We start from the raw sequence: 18736 nt of genomic DNA on the forward strand, positions 1-18736 counted from the left end.
GACAAAGTCGGCAAGCGCGTCAAGCACACCGTTAATTTCCGCCATGCGATGACCACCAACACTGTGCTCGGCTGGGATGATCTCGGCCGTTTTGGCTTAGCAGAATACATTCTGATGCACGCGCTGATCTACCGCACGCAGGTTGTGCGCGATTCAGGTATGCAATTGCCGGAGCATACGTTCTACGTTGATTTTATTTACGCGTATCAGCCGTTCCCGTGGGTAAAAACGATGCTGTATTTGGACATGCCGTTCTACCACTATTTCATTGGCCGCGAGGGGCAGAGCGTGCAAACCGATGTGATGATTCAGCGCGTGAATCAGCTGCGATTGGTGAATCAGCGCATGGTGGAAGCGACTCCGGAACCGGGGACTGTGCCGGATGGCTTGTACCGCTATATGATTCATTTCCTTGCGATCGAAAGCTCAGTCACGTCTGTGTTCTTGATCTTGTCGAAAAACAAGGAAAACTATCAGCTCAAAGATCAACTGTGGGCTGATATTGATGCGGCTTCGCCAGCGATTGGCCGCGATGTGCGCCGCAAGGTGATGTCGCGCGCGCTGAACTTGCGCGGCTCGGTAGGCCGTTGGCTGATTCGCCGCGGCTACTATATCGCGGAGAAGGTCGTCGGCTTCAACTGATTACTGATCATGACGAGTAAGGGGTATCGTTCAGATGCGAACGATACCCCTTTTGCGAACTCATGCTCGCTCAACACCGGTAGCTAGACGCTGTCGTCAACTCCCAGCAGCTCACTGCCAGCTCACTGCCAACGATCGGACATGAAGAACGCGTTATGCATCAGGTTCGTCGACGTGTACAGCACATCAGCCAGCAGCGCGGCGGTCTGCTTCTGCAGATAATCAGCCATCGCAGCATTAGCATCCTCCAGCGTACGCACCACGTCAGCGTCGGTAGCAGACACATCGGCTGCGAACGCCTTCGCGAACGCAGCATCCGTACCCGCCACGTGACGGTGGCCGAACGCGCGCACGCGCTCACCGTACGCTTCAACAGCGTTGTAGTTTTCAAACCAGTGCGCGTCGGCAATCACGGCAATCAAACGGTTATCCCAGTACAGATTGCCGGTAGAAGGTGTCTTCGTAGTATCGCGCAGGTAGGCAGGCGTATCATCCACGTTCGCGAAGAACGGAGCAACCGTCGTGAACGGGCCAGAGCCGAAGGAAACCCACATCACGGAAGCTTCGGCAGCGGGCACATCCGCGCGGATTTCGACAGCCACCATGTGGCCAGTGCGGTTCACACCGATCGGGCGATAGCGGTGACGCGTTTCCGGCGTGCCCAGCGTGCCATACGGGTCATACGGCGTGTCCTGATAGTGCGAGGAGAGGATGTAGTCCACTTCCTCGATCGTCACCTTGTTTTCTGGCACGCGGCACCACGGGATGTCGTCGGAGATCGGCGTGTAACGAGCCGCCGGCGAATCCCAATCCTCGCTGGGGTTCAGGCAACGCTGCATGTACCAAGCACGCGGCGTGTTGTAAATATGGTCCTTCGGCGTGCTGGTGCCGAACACCGTGCGCGGATTGAAATGGTCCGGCGAGGCTGCAGTGCCAGCAAAGCCTGCAGCAGCAGCCGGCTTCATTGCGCGAGCGAGATTGTTCTCCTCGATGAATTCGCGCAGATCAGCGCTGCCCATGTAGAAGCGCTGCTCACCAGCGGCATCGGCCAAGTCGAAGTCGTCAATGCCGAGCTGGTTCGGCACGGTCGCATAGCAGTCGTCCGGCACGCGGCGAGCAATCCAGTGATGGCCGCCGATCGTCTCGACATACCAGATCTCGTTCACGTCGGAAATGCTGATGCCGTTCGCCTCATACGTACCGTACTGCTCGAGCAGGTCGCCCAGGCGCTGCACGGCCTCGCGCGCAGTGTGCACGTACGGCAGCACGAGGGTGATGATATCCTCCTCGCCAATGCCGCCGGGCTGCTCCGGCTGATAATCAGCATCACCAGGCTCGCCTACTGCCGGGCGCAGCTCAACCATCGGGTCGGCAGCGAGCACGCGCTCGTTCACAGCGATCGTCTCAGTGGCACTCATCGCCACGTTGCGCTCGCTCGCACCCGCCTCCGCGAGAATACCGCGGTTGGGCAGCACGTTTGGCGCGATTGTGTAGCGGCAAGGATCGTCGGGCAGCTCGATTTCAACATGGCTCAGCGTGCTGCGATAGTGGCGCGGCTGATCATCAGGGTGAACAGCAACAAAGCGCTTGGGGTCGTAGCGGCCGGAGCCGGTATCGTCGTCGCGGGCGATGATGGTCGCACCGCTGTAGCTAGCGTCTTTTCCAATAAGCAATGTTGTGCATGACATGCGCTCCACTCTAGGAGCAGGTCTGGCAAAACGGGCGCAGCGAAACAGCGTTCATGCCGACATGCGGACATGCTGGATGGTTGATAGTGCATACGCGCGGTGTGATTACGCTTGCGCGGTGTGTGATTACGCGCGTGCGATGTGATTGCGATCACAAATATTGCGGTAGATATCGCACTCGCGCCCATATTCTCATGGTTTTCTCAGGAAACCCACATGACTTGCCCGGGAAGCCGCGCTTAGATAATAACCACGACCGCAAGGCCGCATATAACTGAACCCCTTCTTCTCTTCTCTCTCAAGCCCGGCATCAACGCCGGGCTTTCTCTTTGCTGGGCTGCACTTGACGTTGCTGGTTGCTTGCAGACAGATTTTTCTTGCTTGTAGATTTTCTTTGCAAACTATTGCCTTTTGCAACACGCGCCGATACATTGAAAGGCGTTTCATTCCGAGATCGAAATGGAGAGACGCCGTGAGCCAGCCAGGCAGCAACCCAAATTCCGCCCCGACCACGACCACCCCTGCAAAGTCACCAGCCTCCTCAAAGCGCGGTCTTGCTGTGCCTGATCTGATCACTATCGGCGTATTCTCCGCACTGTATTTCGCCATGGTCGCTGTTGCAACACTGGCCAGCACACTACTGCTCGCCGGCTTCGGCTCTATTTTCCTGCCCGCAATCGCCGCGCTGATTTCCGGCTGCGTGTTCATGCTGATGGTTGCGCGCGTAGGCAAGTTCGGCGGCATCACGATTATGGGCATGGTTATTGGCCTGTTTCTGTTTGTTTCCGGGCATTTTGTGCTCTCGTTTATTGCGAGCATCGTGTTCCCGCTCGCCGCTGATCTCATCGCGCGCGCTGGGAAGTATCGCAACCGCATTGGCCTGTTGATCAGCTACGTGGTGTTCTCCTATGGCCTGACTGGCCCGATTCTGCCACTGTGGTTCATGAAGGACGCGTACGTGGCAAGCCTTGAGGCGCGCGGTAAGGATACGGCGTATATTGCCGGCGTATTCGCGCATATCAACACCGGCACGTTCTTTATTTCAATGGCTGCGATTGCAGTGTGCGCGCTCGTTGGCGGCTGGTTTGGCCAGCGCCTGTGCGCTAAGCATTTTGCTAAAGCTGGTATTGCCTGATGACGGTTTCGCCGCCCGCCGCCTCTCACTATCTGCGATTAGACCCGCGCGCGAAGCTGTATCTTCTGCTGCTTGCGAATCTCGTGATGTTTTTTCACGTGAGCACGCGCGCGGAGGCAGTGTTAGTTGCGCTGGTTATTGTGCCGCTACTGACCGCTGGCCGCGTGCGCATGGGCGTGCGTTTGGCGGTGACATATGCAGTGCTGCTGGCGATTGGCCTGTGGGCCGGCGCTGCAGTGATGGATGGCGTTGGCACGGCGGGCGGCGAGCAAACGTGGGTACATGTAGTAGGCGCATTGTGTGTTGGCTTGCGCATGATGCTGCCCTGTTTTATTACCGGCGCGTACGCGTTTTCGACTACGAGTGTGAGCGAATTCGTCTGCGCGCTGCGACGGATGCGCGTGCCGGAATCAGTGGTGATTCCTTGCATGGTCGTGATTCGTTTCTTTCCGACGATTATCGGCGATTATCGCCGTATTCGTGACGCGATGGCACTGCGCGGACTAGCCACCGGCCGATGGTCACTGCTACGGCATCCTGCGCAATCGTTGGAGTTTGTGCTGGTTCCTTTGTTGATGAACGCGACGATGGTGTCGCGCGATCTGTCGGTAGCTGCGCTCACTAAAGGTTTGGGTACTCGTGGCGTTCACACGTCGATGACTGAAATTCGTATGCGCTGGTTCGATTGGGTAGCGATGGTAGTGTGCACGATTCCGCTGGCGTTGGGGATCGGAGGTGTGTTGTGAGCGCTCAGTTAGCCGATAAGTCAACCGCCGGGTCTCGCACACATGACGAGCTGGTTCTACTACGCGATTGTGTGTTCGCCTATCGGCAGGACGCTCAGGGTTATGGTGACGCTGATAATGCCGTGCACGATCAAGCAGCACCGCTCGCGCTGAATCACGATAATCTCACTGTTCATTCCGGCGAAATAGTGATGCTGTGCGGGCAGAGTGGCTGTGGTAAAACCACAGCGACTCGACTGCTCAACGGTTTGATTCCTGGTTTTTATCACGGCGCACTTTCCGGTTCGCGCACGGTGTGCGGTTTAGATGGCGATACTGCTGACATCAGCGAGTATGTGCCGCTGGTGGGCAGCGTTTTTCAGAATCCAAAAACGCAGTATTTCAATGCTGATGTCACTGCAGAACTCGCGTTCGCGTGCGAGAACATGGGTTGGCAGTCGGCTCGCATTCGCGATCGTGTTGCTGAAGTGGCGCATCGCTTCGGTATCGAGCCACTGTTAGGCCGCCGCGTGTTCACGCTGTCTGGCGGTCAACAGCAACGTTTGGCCGTAGCGGCTGCAACCATGCTCTCGCCGCAGCTGATGGTCATGGATGAGCCGACCAGCAATCTTGATGCTGTGGCAATGCGCGAATTGCATGACATGGTGGCGCAGCTGAAAGCCGCTGGCGTCACGATTGTTATTGCCGAACACCGCTTAGCGTGGTGCGCTGATCTGGTTGACCGATATGTACTGTTTGCCGATGGTGCGATCGTTGCTGAATACACTGCCAGCGAGTTTCGCGCGCTATCGGATGAACGGTTGCGGGAACTTGGTTTGCGAGCGCTTGATCTTGAACCATACCGTCAGCGGGTTGCTGAACTGGCAGCTACTGCACACGATGACACTGCTGAAAGCGATCGCCATTCTGATATTCCCAAACGCAGTAAGATCAACGCGCAATCTCAGATACCGCTTATTGAAACACATCATCTAACCGTGGGATACGGCCGGAAACATGGGCAGTTCGGCTCATGGTTCAGTAAACGTATGCAGCGGGGACAACGTTCCGCATTTTCGCGTACGATTCCCGATCTGCGATTGTTCCCCGGGCAGATTGTTGGTCTTATGGGCCGTAACGGCGCTGGCAAAAGTACGCTGGTGCGCACGCTGTGCGGCTTGCAGAAGCCGCTTGCTGGGCGCATTCTGCTGCATACCGAACCTGCGCGCCCATCGGCACTCACGCGCGCGGGATTCTTAGTCATGCAGGATGTGAATTATCAGCTGTTTTCTGACAGTGTGCGCGAAGAAGTGCTGCTTGGATTGGATAGCGCTGACGAGGCGACTCGTGAGCAGGCCGATGAGGTACTGCGCGACTTGGATTTGCTGCAGTTCGCGGACCGTCACCCGATGAGTTTGTCTGGCGGTCAGAAGCAACGATTGGCGATCGCCTCCGCGCTGATGAGCGGCAAGGAGCTCATCATTCTTGACGAGCCCACTAGCGGATTGGATCGCCGCCACATGATGCAAGTCGGCGCGCTACTGCGCACACTTGCCGATAGTGGCAAGGCCGTGCTCGTCGTCACCCACGACGACGAGCTAGCGGCCCTGTGGTGCGATAGCATCGTCACACTGGACGATGCTTGCTCACTACGCGCGCTTGACAGCGACGGCGATGGACAGCGATGGATCGTATAGCGGGATCATCATCGACTGCGTGGCGTGGTAGAGATCGGACTTGCCTGGCCACACGGTACCGATCACGTGATTGTTGCGGTCGAGCTGGTGGAACCAGGAACCGTTCACGTGGTCGATCACATATTCGTCGCCGTAGCGCAGGAAGGTCGCGTACCAGTCGGCGTATTCGCTGTTGCCGGTAACGTGCGCGAGTGTCGAAGAGGTATTGATCGCCTCGGCGAGCGTCCAGTGCATGCGATCGTGTACAACCGGCTTGCCGTTCCAGTCGGTGGTGTAGACGATGCCGGGCGCACCGTCCGCATCCCAACCGTCAGCCACCGCACGGTGGAACAGGTGCTCGGCGATATCGATCAGCTGCGATTTGCGCGATTCCGCCAGCCCGGGGGCACTCAGCGCATACTGGGTGATCAGTCGAGCCCATTCGATGCCGTGGCCGGGCGTGGCTCCGTACGGCTTGAACTGGTCGTCGGGCTTGCCGGCATTGCATTCGAGGTCCATCGACCAGTCAGAACGGAAATGCTCAGGGATACGCCAGTCGTTGCCTTCGGCCCAGCCGGTCACATGATCGATGATGCGCCCGGCACGCTCACGCCAAGTCTCATCGCCAGTCACATCGGCAACGGCTAGGAACGCCTCGACTGAATGCATGTTCGCGTTGATACCGCGATACGGGTCGAGCTCAGTGAAGTCCTCGTTCCACGTGTCCACGGCTAAGCCGGCCTCATCATCCCAGAATCGCTTCAAATACACATCCTGCGCGTCGGCGAGCAACTCAGCCGCACCCGGTCGACCGAGCAGCGTCGCAGAAGAAGCCGCGAGCATCACAAACGCATGCGCATAGCACTGCTTAGTGCCGATATGACCACCGTCTGGCGTCACGGCCGCATACCAGCCGCCGTTCACATCATCGTGTAGTTCACCGCGCAAACCGCGCAAACCGGCGTCGACCAGTTCCTCAGCTCCCGGGTGGCCGACAAATGCGGCCAGCGAATAAACGTGCACCATACGGCAGGTGATCCACGTTTCGCGATTGCGATCTTTCCACGGCGTACCGTCGTCGCCCAGCCAGTACGAACCGCCACCGGGCGAAGGGAACGCGTGTCCAAAGTTCATCAGCGAATCGCGTTGCGCGGTAAGCCACGCTTTGTTCTCCGCCGTGTCGAGCGTGTACTGCGACTGCGATGCCGCGGTAGAAGCTTCCACGCTGGAATTATCTGCCATGATATGCCTTTCTGATTGGGGTGTACGCCGGTCTAGTACCCGGGCGTCCTGCCGTGTTGCTGTTCTCTGCTGTTCCGCTGTCTTGCAGGCCGGCTCTGGCCACAAGACAAAGTTTCTAACGCTGATGGCATGCATCTCACAATGCTGCTCACACGCGAGTGCTACGCGCCGCCGCGTTCCAAACGACTACGCGACATTCGCCGGACCGGTGGAATCACGTTCGATCAACCGATACGGCGGTTCCGGCTCGGCACCAACCGTTTCGCCGTCGATCATGCGCAGCAGCATGTCTCCTGCCGTGCGCCCGATGGCCTTGACGTCCCGGTGCAGAGCGGTAACCGTGGGCGTAGCGGACAGGCACGATGGCGAATCATCCCATGCCACGATCGACAGGTCATCGGGCACCGAGATACCGCGCGCCGCTGCAGCACGCATAGCTGCAATGGCTGTCACGTCCGTATCGCAGATAATCGCCGTTGGCCGCTGCCCGAATTCCAGTATCGAGCCGCACAACCGTTCACCATCCTCCGCCATGTACCGACCATGCAAAGTGGTGCAATGCATGCCAAGCTTGGCACATTCGTCGGCAGTGGCGTTGTCGCGGGCGAGCGTGTGCACGTATTCTTCCGGCCCGGCAATGCGCGCAATATCACGGTGTCCAAGCTCGTGAAGATGGCGCACAACCATGCGCGCGCCCTCGTCGTCCGCACTGTACAGCGTCGGCAGTCCGCTGGTCACCGCGCGCTGCGAAATGAACAGCGCTTTGGTCTCCGGATGATTGCGGAACAGCGTTAGTCGCGGATCGCCGAGTTCGACGCCGAGGATCAGATGTGCGTCAACCTTGCCGGATGCAATCCAATCCTCGTGGATGTGGCATGCGGCTGCCGCGCCACCCGCCGTCATGCGCAACACGATCGAGTATTCGCGAGGATCGAGCGCCTTGCTCAAGCCAGCGAGGCAATCCATGGTGAACATGCCCGCTCCGAAGCTATCAGCATCATCCACCAACAGCACCACACCAACCGAACGGGTGCGGGCGTCCGAAAGGGATTTTGCCGCACTATTTGGCTTCCACCCCATGTCCCGCGCCACGGCGAGTACTTTGGCGCGCGTCTCGTCGGAGACTCCCGGCTTGCCGTTGAGCGCGTACGATACCGCGCTTTTCGATACGCCGGAGGCTTTCGCCACATCCGAGATCGTGATGGCAGCCTTTGGCATAGCCTCCTCGCTTTCCTTGTTACTGAACCAGTACAGTTGTTCTCAATACTAGCGTTACGCCAACTTGCAACCGTCCGCGCAACGGTATGTGACAATCACCGCAGCGATATGTATCAACGCTTGAGATCGTTGGCACAGCGCAGCACGTTCAGTGCCGTAAAGACGGCCGGATCGGCGATCGCCCCGGCTGCCGCCGAATCACATGCGATGTGCAACGTCACCGATTCGCCAGGCAGCAGACTGATCATGCCGCCATCCACGCGTGCGGACGGATCGACTTTGTCAGCCATGCAGAACAGGTCACGCACATAGCCGTGCGCCGTAACAGTCAGATCGAAGACGCCAGCGGCCGGGTCCGCAGCCGGCGCGACGGTCGCTGTGAACGGCGTACGGTCGAGCTTCTGGTCGATGACCTCGGCGGGATCGTAGATGACGCGGGCGAAGTCGGCATTGTCGGCACTGGACGGGGTCGCGACAAGCAGTTCGTTCGCTGGGTCCCCGAACGCGGCAACGTCGGCGGCGAGCGTCAGCGACAGCGTGCCAGGCTCACCGGCTGCGCCGACCGTCACATCGTCAAAGGTCTGCGATGCGAGCGTCTCTCCGGCAAGCGTCACGCGGCGCACAGTCCACGAGCCAGACCACGGCGCGAGCGTGTCGTTGACCAACACCAGTGCAAGATGATCGGACGCGGTCGGCTGGCCTTCCCAGCTGTGGTCGGCGCGGAACGGCTCGGACGTGCGCGGCTGGATCGTCGCGAAACGAGGCGCGAAGAAGTCACGCGAAGCGTACCACAACGGTTTGCGCTGGCCGTAATAGTCAACCGCGGCCCACGAGACGACCGGCCAGTCGTCGTTGAGCTGCCAGATCAGCGCGCCGGCGTTCACCGGCTCGAGCGAGCGCATGTGCGCGACGCCGAAGCGCAGCGCCTGTGCTTGCTGCAGCTGGCACGCCCAGTGCCAGTCCTCGATATCAGCCCAGCGGTCGGTCGGGATAAGCCAGCTGTGCTTGCCGTCGGCCGGCGTGCCGTTGACCACGTCGCCGTAGCTCACATCGTCAATGTCACCCGGCGTCAGGTGCCCGCGCATGCCGCGCGCGAGCTTGATATTGCCGCCGGACGCCTTCTGGTGTACGAGCATCTGCTTGCCGAACGGGTCGAGCTCGGCGTCGTGCACGACGCGCGTGAGCGTGCTGAACGCAGGCGGCGCCTGATAGCCGAATTCGTCGGCGAAACGTGGCGTGTAGTCGGCGTAGTGACGGTAGTCGACGCGGTTCCACACGTCCCAGATGTGCATCGTGCCGTCTCCGGACTTGTTCGCGTCAACGAACGGGGTGAAGCTCATCGGGGAGCTCGGCAGGTAGACGTGCGTCGGGTCGAGCTCGGCGAGCAGCTGCGGGAACAGTTCGCTGTAGTACCAGTCGCCCCACGCCTTTTCGCCGTAACCGTACTGGTTCGCCGGCTTGTCGTCGTCGGCCAGTGCCTGCTTGACGCCCCACCATTCGCTGTAGGCCACGTAGTTCTCGTTAGAACCGTTCCATACGATCAGGCTCGGGTGCGGAGCGAGACGGGTGATGTGCTCGCGCGCTTCGGCTTCGATTTCGGCGCGCGTAGCCGCGTCCTCGGGGTAGGCGGCGCAGGCGAGCATGAAGTCCTGCCAGACCATGATGCCGAGCTCGTCGGCCAGATCGTAGAAGTCGTCGGTTTCGTAGATGCTGCCGCCCCAGGCGCGCACCATGTTCGAGTTCGATTCAACAAGGTCCTTGAAGCGCTCCGCGTAGAACGCGCGGTCCGCGCGGGACAGAAACGCGTCGATCGGTACCCAGTTGTAGCCGCGCGCGTGCACGGGCACATCGTTGACGTAGATCTGGAACGGACGGCCGGTTTCGTCGGCGCGTGTGTCGACGCGGGTGGTGCGGAAGCCAACGCGACCAGACCATTCGGCCGAGCCGTCGCCGGCATTCGCAGCAGTACCGGCGGTGACAGTCACGTCATACAGCGGCTGTTCACCGTAGCCGATCGGCCACCACAGCTGCGCATTCGGCACAATCGTAGTGATCGTCGCCGTGTTGCGACCGTATTCGACTTCGCCAGCAGCAGTGATCGGCGCAGCCAATCCCGGGCCGCTTACGGTCACGCTAACCGGCACGGGCTGCTGTCCCTTGTGCGCATCGCCGACACCCATTACGCGACCGTTGCCTTCGCGTTCGATCTCGACGGTGGTCTTCAGTACACCGGTCACAGAACCATCCGCCGCAGTGCCGCCCCCCGGCAGCACGTCGACCAGCGGACGCACGGCAGCGAAGCGCACGCCCGACCACGAGTCGATGCCGATTGCTTGCCAGATGCCGGCATTCGCCACGTCGATGCCCCAGTCCCAGCCGAACTGGTAGCTGGGCTTGCGCAGCTGGTTGAACGCGTGATGCTCAGTGTGCGGATAGTAGCCGAGCTCCTGTTCGCGGCGGTCGGATTCGCGCACGGAGGAGGCGAACGTGACAGTAAGCGTGTTCGCGCCGTCGCGCAGCTGGCCGCGCGCATCCCAGCGATAGGAGCGGTGGTAGTTCTGCGCGAAGCCGACGAGCTGGCCGTTGAGCGATACAGTCGCGACCGTGTCCAATCCGTATGCGACCAGATCGTGGCGCGTATGACTATTCTCGTGCCATTCGAACGTCGTCTCATATTGCCAGTCGACGTCGCCGATCCACTGCTGACTGGTCTCGTTATCGCCGTCGAACGGCTCGGCGATGAGCCCAGCGTTGAGCAGGTCGAGCGTGACCTCGCCGGGAACAGTGGCCGGCACGCCGAGAGCGATTGCGGTACGCAGCTCGGCGGGCGCGACTTGCGGATTCAACGCGCGAACGGTCCAGCCTTCGTTGATCGGCGCGAACGTGTTCGGAGTGTGGGTCATGATTGCCGTACTTTCTGTATGGAATAAGTGTGTTGTGCGAATGGACGCGGTGCGCTATGCGCGCGTTATGCGGCGGTCCGCTGGGCCATAAGCTCCTTGAGCCTGCGTTCCGGATCGGGAGCAGCGCCGATGAGCGTTTTCGTGTATTCACTCTTCGGGTGGAGGATCACATCGTCGGCTGGACCGCGTTCGACGATCTCGCCGGTGCGCATCACCATGATCTCGTCCGAAAAATGTCGTGCGGTGGCCATGTCGTGCGTGATGTAGAGCACGCCGAGGTTTTCCTCGCGCTGCAGGCGGGCGAGCAGGTTCAGGACGCCGAGTCGGATGGACACGTCGAGCGCGGAGACCGGCTCGTCGGCGATGAGGATGCTCGGCTCCGGGGCGAGCGCACGCGCGATGGCGACGCGCTGGCGCTGACCGCCGGACAGCTCGCCGGGCAAGCGCTTGGCGAAATCCTCGCCTGGAGTCAAGCGCACGCGGTCAAGCAGCTCAATCACGCGCTTGTGTACTTCGGCATTGCTCATGCCCGGGTGGTGAAGCTTCATCGGGCGAGCGATGTGGTGCTCGACCGTGTGGAACGGGTTGAGCGAAGCGTACGGGTCCTGGAACACCATCTGCACGGTCTTGCGGAAGATGTGGTCCGCCTTGCGGCCGTGATGGTCCACCGGCTTGCCATCGATCAGGATCTGGCCTTCGGTTGGCACCTCAAGGCCGAGGATCATCTTTGCGATCGTCGACTTGCCGGAGCCGGACTGGCCGACCAGCGCGACGGTTTTGCCGGATTCGAGCGTGAAGCTCGCGTGGCTGACGGCCGTGAACTTGGTGGTCTTTAGTCCTGAACGCAGGTCGAACTGCTTGGTGACATCCCTCAATTCAAGCGTGGTCATAGCATTCACTCCTTGGTGGCGAACGGCGACGTGCCTTCGGCCAGATCTTCAGAACCGGTGCGGATGAAGTCGCCGCGGTCGCCGGTCAGCGACGGGAAGCTGGACAGCAGTTTGGCCGTGTATTCCTGCTGCGGGTTGGTGTACAGGCTCATCGCGTCGTTCATTTCGATGATCTCGCCCTTGCGCATCACGGCGATGCGATCGGAAATTTCGAGCAACAGCGGCAGATCGTGCGTAATAAAGATCACCGCGAAGCCGAATTCGTCCTTCAGCCTGGTGATCTCACGCAAGATTTCGCGCTGCACGACCACGTCGAGCGCGGTGGTCGGCTCATCCATGATCATCACCTGCGGGTCGAGCGCCATCGCCATCGCGATCATGACGCGTTGGCGCATACCGCCGGACAGCTCGTGCGGGTAGGCGTTGAGGCGGTTGCGGTCCACGCCGACGCGTTCGAGCAGCTCACCGCACTTGTCGAGGCGCTCTTTGCGGCTCATGTCCGGGCGATGCGTGGTGAACACGTCGCCGAGCTGGTCCTTGATTTTCTTGACCGGGTTGAGCGAATTCATCGCGCCCTGGAAAACCATGGAGATCTTCTCCCAACGGAACATGCGCAGGTCATCGCCTTCGAGCGCGCGCACGTCGATCGGGTAGCCTTCGCGCGAGTTGAAGGACACGCGACCTGACGTGATGACCGCCGGCGGCTTGAGCAGCCGGTTGATACCGTAGGCGAGTGTGGACTTGCCGCAGCCAGATTCGCCGGCCAGGCCGAGGACCTCACCACGGCCGAGCTTCAAGTTGACGTGCTTGACAGCCTGCACAGTTTTCTCGGCGCGGTATTCGACGCAGAAGTCGTCAACTTCGAGTACCGGATCGGTTTCGTAGACGGGCGGCAGCACATTGGTCGGAATGTTCACCGACGCGGCGGAGCTGGCGGCGTTGCTATTCGTTGCGGTGGTCATGCGACTGCCTCCTTGGCTGCGACGGGTACTGGAACGGGCGACGGGGTGTATTCGGCGTCGGACTTGGCCTTGCCGGCCTTCTCCTCGAGCTTCCACTTCTTGATCTGGCTGCGGGTGGCGGCCTTGAGCTTCGGATTGACGATCTCATCGACCGAGAAGTTGATGAGCGCGAGCGCCGCACCGAACAGAGCGATGCACAGTCCCGGCGGGATGAACCACCACCATGCGCCAAGAATCAACGCCATGCCGTTCTGCGCGTAGTAAAGCATGGTGCCCCACGTGTACGAGTCGGTCGCGCCGAGGCCGAGGTAGGACAGACCAGCCTCGCCGAGGATGGCGGCGATGATCGCGCTCATGGCCTGCGAGGCGAGCAGCGGGATGAGGTTCGGGAAGATTTCGACGAACAGGATGCGCCACGGCTTTTCGCCGGCGACGCGGGCGGCGAGCACGTAGTCGCGGGAGCGCACCGACATCGTGAAGCCACGCAGAACTCGCGACGGGCCAGCCCACGAGGTCAAGGCGAGTACGCCAGCAACGAGCACGCTCGACTTATTCGGCATGTAGCTGGCGATGACGATCATGAGCGGCAGGCCGGGGATGACGAGCATCACGTTGGAGAGCAGGGAGAACGCTTCGTCGGTCGCGCCGCCCACGTAGGCGCCGAGGATGCCGAAGAAGCTGGAGAGCGCGACGGCAAGCACGCCGACGGTCAGGCCGATGAACAGCGAGCCGCGGCAGGCGTAGGCGAGCTGGGCGAACACGTCCTGACCAGTTTGCGTGGTGCCGAGCCAGTGTTGTGCGCTCGGCGCGGTCATGCCGACGTCGCTGACCTTGTTCGGGTCCTCAACGAAGAATGGCACGAAGATCGCGAACGCGGCGATGATAACGACGATGGTCAGGCCGACAGCCAGCTTCGGCGTCATCGGCGGGAGCATGGAGTCGGCACGCGACTTGCGCGGTTTGCGCTGCGCGTGTGCGGTACGAGTTGCGGTAGTCATTTCGATCAGTCCTTTCTCGAGCCCGACTCAGCCTTGGGCGCGGGTGCGCGGGTCGATGAAGCCGTAGATCAGGTCCATGAACAGGTTGGCGCCGAGCACGGAGACCGTGATGATCATGAAGATGCCTTGCATGAGCGCGTAATCGTTGTTCTGCACGGCGGTCAGCAGCGCGAAGCCGATGCCGGGGTAAGAGAATACGGATTCGGCGACGATCGAGCCGGCCACGACGAAGCCAAGCGAGATCGCGAAGCCGGAGATGGACGGCAGGATCGCGTTACGAGCCGCGTACGAGACCATGATCTTGCCGCGCGACAATCCTTTTGCCTCGGCGGTGAGGATGTAGTCCTCGGAAAGCGTGGCGACCATCATGTTACGCATGCCGAGCATCCAGCCACCGACCGACGAGAGCACGATGGTGATGGCCGGCAGCGTGCCGTACTTGATGACCGAGCCGATGAATGCCCAGTTCCAGCCCGGTTCGACGCTCCACACGTCGTAGCCGCCGAACAGCGGGAAGATCGGGTTCTTCAGGCCGAAGAAGTACAGCAGGATGAGTGCGAGCCAGAAGTACGGGATCGACTGCAGCAGCGTGGTGACGGGGATCAGGTTGTCAATCCACGAGCCGCGCTTCCAGCCGGCGAGCGTGCCGAGCAGCGTGCCGATGAGGAACGCGAGGATCGTGGAGATACCAACGAGGCCGACGGTCCACGGCAGAGTGCTGCCGATTACGGACGTCACCGAGTTAGGGAAGTACGTGACAGACACGCCAAGGTCGCCGCGGAAGATGTTGCCGAAGTAGTTGAGGTACTGCCTCCACATCGGCACGGACGAGTCGGAACCGAGCATCAGCTCGATCGCGTGGCGGGTGGCCGGGGTGACCTGGCCCTTCTGCGCGAGCTTGGAGATGAGCTGGTCGACAGGGTTGCCGGGCATGATGCGCGGCAGGAAGAAGTTGAGCGTGAGGGCCGCCCACAGGGCGATGGCGTAGAAGCCCAGTTTTCTCAGCACGTATTTCATGACTGTTCCTTCTCTGTGTCGTCTTCCGGCGTCACTGCTTCGGTTCGAGGTGTTGCAGAATGATGCCCATGTCCCATGCCTTCCATGCGGCGGGCAGCGCGTACATGTTGTCTTCGGTGGGCCAGCCGGTCACCTTGTCGGTGTTGAACTCGGTGAGCATCGAGTTGATGTAGACCGGGATGTACGGCACATCGTTGGCGATTTCCTGCTGGACGATCGCGTACTGCGCCTTGCGCGTGGATTCGTCCTCGGTGGCAGCTGCGGCTTCGATCGCCTCGTCAACCTTCGGGTTCGAATAACGCGCGTAGTTCTGGCCGCCGGAGGTCTCGCCAACCTTGACCATCTGCTCCGAGTGGTAGCGCGGGTTGTACGTGTAGTACGGGTCGGAGGTAACACCGAGGCCGAGCGAGTCGAGCGAGAGCTGGTAGTTGCCCTTCTGCTCGTTATCGTTCCACTGGTTCCAAGCCATCTGCGTGGGCACGATTTCGATACCGAGCGGCTTGAGCTGCTGCTTGAGCGTGTCGTTGATCAGAATGAAATCAGACCAGCCGGCGACAGTCTGGATCGTCATGCTCAGCTTTTCGCCATTCTTGTAGCGGTAGCCGTCCTTGCCCATCTTCCAGCCGGCGTCCTCAAGGATCTGCTTGGCCTTATCGGCATTGCCGGTTTCAGGCGTGTACTTGAGGTTGCTGTCGGCGATCCACTTCGTGTCACGGTCAGGCATGAGCATGGTCGGCGAGCTGGGTGCGCCCGCCCCCGCGCCCGCGAGTTTGTTGAGCTGGGTGCGATTCATGCCGTAGTAGATGGCTTGACGCACAGCCGTATCGGTCTGCGGCCCTTCGCATCCGGCGTCCGTATTTGAGCAGGTCATGACGACGGTGGTCAGTCGCGGCGTGTTCACTGCTGCGATACGCGGATAGTTTTCGAGCAGCATCTTGTAGCTGGGGATGTAGGCGCTCATCCAGTCGACCTGACCGGCCATAAGCGTGCTAGTGGCCGCGGAGGCGTCGTTGAGGGCGATGTAACGCACGCCGTCGATCTTCGGAGATCCACCCCAGTAGTCCTTGAACGCCTTGAAGCTGTAGGACTGGTTGGTGAACTTGCTGAGCTTGAACGAGCCGGTGCCGATCGGATTCGAATTGGTGTAGTTCATCGGATCCTTGACATTCTTCCAGATGTGTTCGGGCACGATGGCCTGTCCACCGAGGATGCCGCCTTCCTGCATATATGCGCCTTCGAACTCTTCCGGCTTATCGCCTTTATTGAAGATGATCTTGACGTGATTGTCGTCGATGACCTCGGCGGTGGCGGCCGTTCCGTTGGTGTTGAGGGCCGGGGTGTTGTGGATGAGGTTGAACGTGAAGGCCACGTCGCGGGCGGAGAACGGTTCGCCGTCCTGCCATTTGACGCCTTCGCGCGTGGTGATGGTCATTTCGGAGCCGTCTTTGTTCCACTTGTAGCCGGTGGCGAGCATCGGCTTCGGGTCTTCGTCGGAGGCGAGGTTGTACCAGTAGAGCGTCTCGTAGATCACGCCCAGCGTGGGGCCGAGGGCCGTGGGCGAGAACGGGTTGAAGTTCTCGTTGAATGTGCCGGTGGTGCCGTTGAAGATGCTCACTACCGTGCCGTCGGCGGCCGTGCTTGACGAGTTTCCGCCGCATGCCGCGACGGACATCAGAGAGGCGAATGCTGCCACTGCGGCGATAGCCCGGCGCAGGGTTTTCCTCACTTTCGACGTCATCGTCAATCCTTTCGAATACTTGGTCTGTTGTGGCGTCGGCTTCCGCGCCGACGACTCCCCTCGGTTCGCCGTCCGTAATCGGCGGTCGTACTGCTTTGTGACTGCCATCAATCAACTTAACCGGTTGAGCAATGTCACTATATCACAGCTTTACTCAACCGGTTAAGTTAGTTCATTTTCGGCGTGTCGCACCCAAACGTCAGCGCTTTGCTAACACCGGAAACCCGGCATGCACCTGCGTTACGCCTTATTCTGGGCCTTGTGAAGGTCTCGATTTCTCCTTGAATCAGCCATATCCCAGCAATCCATCGGCGCACACGACCAGATCAGCAGCAAAAAAACGGGCGCGCACACGACCAGATATCACTTCATCTCAATAGACAATGCAGTATCCCGTCGTGCGCACGCCCGTCACAACCGACCACCCGGCATCTATATCAGTATGCCGATGCGCTTGTACCCCTTACAGCACCGGCAATTCCCGAGAAGCAATGAGCTTCTGATACCACTTGAAACTATCCTTCGGGGTACGTTCCTGCGTCTCGTAGTTCACGTAGGTGATACCAAAACGCTTCGAATAGCCGAACGCCCACTCGAAATTGTCAAACATCGACCATACGAAGTAGCCAGCAAGCGGCACGCCGGCCTCCATCGCACGGCGAGCAGCATCAAAGTGGCGGGTCAGATAATCGATGCGATCACTATCATGCACAGCCTTGGTGCCGTCAGCCTCCACGACCAGCTTGTCGGGGCATGCCATGCCGTTTTCGGTGACAAACAGCGGAATTTCTGGGTAGTTGTTGTGCAAGCGGACCAGCACGTCATACAGACCGTTCGGGTCGATGTTCCAACCCATTTCGGTGTGCGGACCTTCAGTCGGCAACCAGTCGATATCACTGCAACCCGGGAACGTGCTTGCCTCGGTGGGCTGCGGGAATTGCGGGCGGTCGCTCATCTTGACAAGCCCGGTTGAATAGTAATTGATGCCCAGCAGGTCGAGCGGCTGATGAATCTGCTCTAGATCGCCGTTCTCAATGAACTTCCAGTCACAGATGCCCTGAGTAACTGCGAACAATTCATCCGGATAATAGCCGCGCAGCATTGGATCAAGGAACACGCGGTTGGCAATCAGATCAGTGCGATGCACGGCGTCCGCATCGCCACGATTGACCTGCAAATTCAGCGTGACAGCGACCTTCGCGTCCGGCTTGGTGATCGCGCTGCGCAGTTCTTGCACCATCAGACCATGCGCGAGGTTGAGGTGGTGAACTGCCTCGAACGCGGCCGGACCGCCGCCAAGACCGGGCGCATGTTCGGTACCGCCGTAGCTCAGGTAGGAGGAGCACCATGGTTCGTTGAGCGTGATCCAAGTGTCGACGCGGTCACCAAGACGTTCGGCCACGCGGCGCGTGTAATCGGCGACACGATAGGCAGTGTCGCGATTGAGCCAGCCGCCTTTGTCGCCCAGATACTGCGGCAGATCCCAGTGGTAGACAGTGGCACACGGCTTGATGCCAGCCGCGAGCAGCTCATCAACGACGCGCTCGTAAAAATCAAGCCCCTTTTCGTTGGTCGGGCCACCTTCGGTCGGCACGATGCGCGGCATCGCGATGGAGAATCGGTAGGAGTCAACGCCGAGCTCCTTGAGCAGCGCAATGTCCTCCTTATAGCGATGGTATGAATCGGTGGCTACGTCACCAGTGTCGCCGCCCAGCGTCTTGCCGGGCGTATGGGAGAACGTGTCCCAGATTGAGGGGCAGCGGCCGTCTTCGTTCACCGCGCCTTCGATCTGATAGGAGGCAGTGGCGGTACCGAACATGAAGCCGGCGGGAACGGTGGGGAGGGTCATCGGCGATTCCTTTCTGACTGCGGCGTGTCGCCGTGCGATACGCCGGGATTCCG

Annotated in this window: 13 protein-coding genes and 1 pseudogene; 4 read left to right on the forward strand and 10 right to left on the reverse strand. The window is 60.2% G+C overall.

Annotated elements, in window-relative coordinates; all coding sequences use genetic code 11:
• Nucleotides 1-642 (forward strand): annotated as a pseudogene (locus D2E25_RS09065) (glycosyltransferase family 2 protein); the annotation flags it as partial.
• 122 nt (nt 643-764) lie between these two features.
• On the opposite strand, the gene D2E25_RS09070 reads toward D2E25_RS09065, so the two are convergent.
• Nucleotides 765-2330: a C69 family dipeptidase gene (locus D2E25_RS09070; protein ID WP_125982026.1), complete on the reverse strand. Its 1566-nt coding sequence runs from the start codon at nt 2328-2330 to the stop codon at nt 765-767.
• Nucleotides 2331-2889: 559 nt separating this feature from the next.
• Between D2E25_RS09070 and D2E25_RS09075 the strand changes: the two genes are divergently transcribed.
• The 3 genes from D2E25_RS09075 (at nt 2890) to D2E25_RS09085 (ending at nt 5887) form a co-directional block, all read left to right on the forward strand.
• Nucleotides 2890-3465: an MptD family putative ECF transporter S component gene (locus D2E25_RS09075; RefSeq protein WP_420897348.1), complete on the forward strand. Its 576-nt coding sequence runs from the start codon at nt 2890-2892 to the stop codon at nt 3463-3465.
• Nucleotides 3465-4211, forward strand: a complete 747-nt coding sequence (locus D2E25_RS09080) for an energy-coupling factor transporter transmembrane component T family protein (protein ID WP_125982028.1) — start codon at nt 3465-3467, stop codon at nt 4209-4211. Before D2E25_RS09075 ends, D2E25_RS09080 begins: the two co-directional genes overlap by 1 nt.
• Nucleotides 4212-4282: 71 nt before the next feature.
• On the forward strand, nt 4283-5887 hold the full coding sequence (locus tag D2E25_RS09085; RefSeq protein WP_420897349.1) for an ABC transporter ATP-binding protein: 1605 nt from the start codon (nt 4283-4285) through the stop codon (nt 5885-5887).
• Here the strand turns inward: D2E25_RS09085 and D2E25_RS09090 are convergent.
• From D2E25_RS09090 to D2E25_RS09130, 9 genes are all read right to left on the reverse strand, one after another.
• Nucleotides 5840-7108 (reverse strand): AGE family epimerase/isomerase, encoded by a 1269-nt coding sequence (locus D2E25_RS09090; protein ID WP_125982030.1) that lies wholly within the window; start codon nt 7106-7108, stop codon nt 5840-5842. The genes D2E25_RS09085 and D2E25_RS09090 overlap by 48 nt on opposite strands.
• Before the next feature lie 186 nt (nt 7109-7294).
• Nucleotides 7295-8326 carry a LacI family DNA-binding transcriptional regulator gene (locus D2E25_RS09095; protein WP_125982033.1) on the reverse strand — a complete coding sequence of 344 codons (1032 nt, stop codon included), beginning with the start codon at nt 8324-8326 and terminating at the stop codon, nt 7295-7297.
• A 113-nt stretch (nt 8327-8439) separates the two neighbouring features.
• On the reverse strand, nt 8440-11229 hold the full coding sequence (locus tag D2E25_RS09100) for a glycoside hydrolase family 2 protein (RefSeq protein WP_125982035.1): 2790 nt from the start codon (nt 11227-11229) through the stop codon (nt 8440-8442).
• 65 nt (nt 11230-11294) lie between these two features.
• Nucleotides 11295-12119, reverse strand: a complete 825-nt coding sequence (locus D2E25_RS09105; protein ID WP_125982037.1) for an ABC transporter ATP-binding protein — start codon at nt 12117-12119, stop codon at nt 11295-11297.
• Nucleotides 12120-12124: 5 nt separating this feature from the next.
• Nucleotides 12125-13081 (reverse strand): ABC transporter ATP-binding protein, encoded by a 957-nt coding sequence (locus D2E25_RS09110; RefSeq protein WP_125982038.1) that lies wholly within the window; start codon nt 13079-13081, stop codon nt 12125-12127.
• The gene (locus tag D2E25_RS09115) at nt 13078-14079 is read right to left on the reverse strand and encodes an ABC transporter permease (protein ID WP_241217128.1); all 1002 of its coding nucleotides are present in this window, start codon (nt 14077-14079) and stop codon (nt 13078-13080) included. The genes D2E25_RS09110 and D2E25_RS09115 overlap by 4 nt, the downstream gene beginning before the upstream one ends.
• 27 nt (nt 14080-14106) lie before the next feature.
• On the reverse strand, nt 14107-15096 hold the full coding sequence (locus D2E25_RS09120) for an ABC transporter permease (protein ID WP_125982041.1): 990 nt from the start codon (nt 15094-15096) through the stop codon (nt 14107-14109).
• A 31-nt stretch (nt 15097-15127) separates the two neighbouring features.
• Nucleotides 15128-16834: an ABC transporter substrate-binding protein gene (locus D2E25_RS09125; RefSeq protein WP_125982043.1), complete on the reverse strand. Its 1707-nt coding sequence runs from the start codon at nt 16832-16834 to the stop codon at nt 15128-15130.
• A gap of 463 nt (nt 16835-17297) precedes the next feature.
• On the reverse strand, nt 17298-18683 hold the full coding sequence (locus D2E25_RS09130) for a GH1 family beta-glucosidase (RefSeq protein WP_125982045.1): 1386 nt from the start codon (nt 18681-18683) through the stop codon (nt 17298-17300).
• Between the last annotated feature and the right edge of the window lie 53 nt (nt 18684-18736).

The organism is Bifidobacterium goeldii (genome assembly GCF_003951095.1).
GTDB classification, from domain to species: domain Bacteria; phylum Actinomycetota; class Actinomycetes; order Actinomycetales; family Bifidobacteriaceae; genus Bifidobacterium; species Bifidobacterium goeldii.

Coding starts and splice junctions, on each gene's coding strand:
- D2E25_RS09095 (WP_125982033.1), bottom strand. CDS start 8,326: ATGCCAAAGGCTGCCATCACGATCTCGGATGTGGCGAAAGCCTCCGGC.
- D2E25_RS09125 (WP_125982043.1), bottom strand. CDS start 16,834: ATGACGTCGAAAGTGAGGAAAACCCTGCGCCGGGCTATCGCCGCAGTG.
- D2E25_RS09090 (WP_125982030.1), bottom strand. CDS start 7,108: ATGGCAGATAATTCCAGCGTGGAAGCTTCTACCGCGGCATCGCAGTCG.
- D2E25_RS09070 (WP_125982026.1), bottom strand. CDS start 2,330: ATGTCATGCACAACATTGCTTATTGGAAAAGACGCTAGCTACAGCGGT.
- D2E25_RS09105 (WP_125982037.1), bottom strand. CDS start 12,119: ATGACCACGCTTGAATTGAGGGATGTCACCAAGCAGTTCGACCTGCGT.
- D2E25_RS09100 (WP_125982035.1), bottom strand. CDS start 11,229: ATGACCCACACTCCGAACACGTTCGCGCCGATCAACGAAGGCTGGACC.
- D2E25_RS09130 (WP_125982045.1), bottom strand. CDS start 18,683: ATGACCCTCCCCACCGTTCCCGCCGGCTTCATGTTCGGTACCGCCACT.
- D2E25_RS09115 (WP_241217128.1), bottom strand. CDS start 14,079: ATGACTACCGCAACTCGTACCGCACACGCGCAGCGCAAACCGCGCAAG.
- D2E25_RS09120 (WP_125982041.1), bottom strand. CDS start 15,096: ATGAAATACGTGCTGAGAAAACTGGGCTTCTACGCCATCGCCCTGTGG.
- D2E25_RS09080 (WP_125982028.1), top strand. CDS start 3,465: ATGACGGTTTCGCCGCCCGCCGCCTCTCACTATCTGCGATTAGACCCG.
- D2E25_RS09110 (WP_125982038.1), bottom strand. CDS start 13,081: ATGACCACCGCAACGAATAGCAACGCCGCCAGCTCCGCCGCGTCGGTG.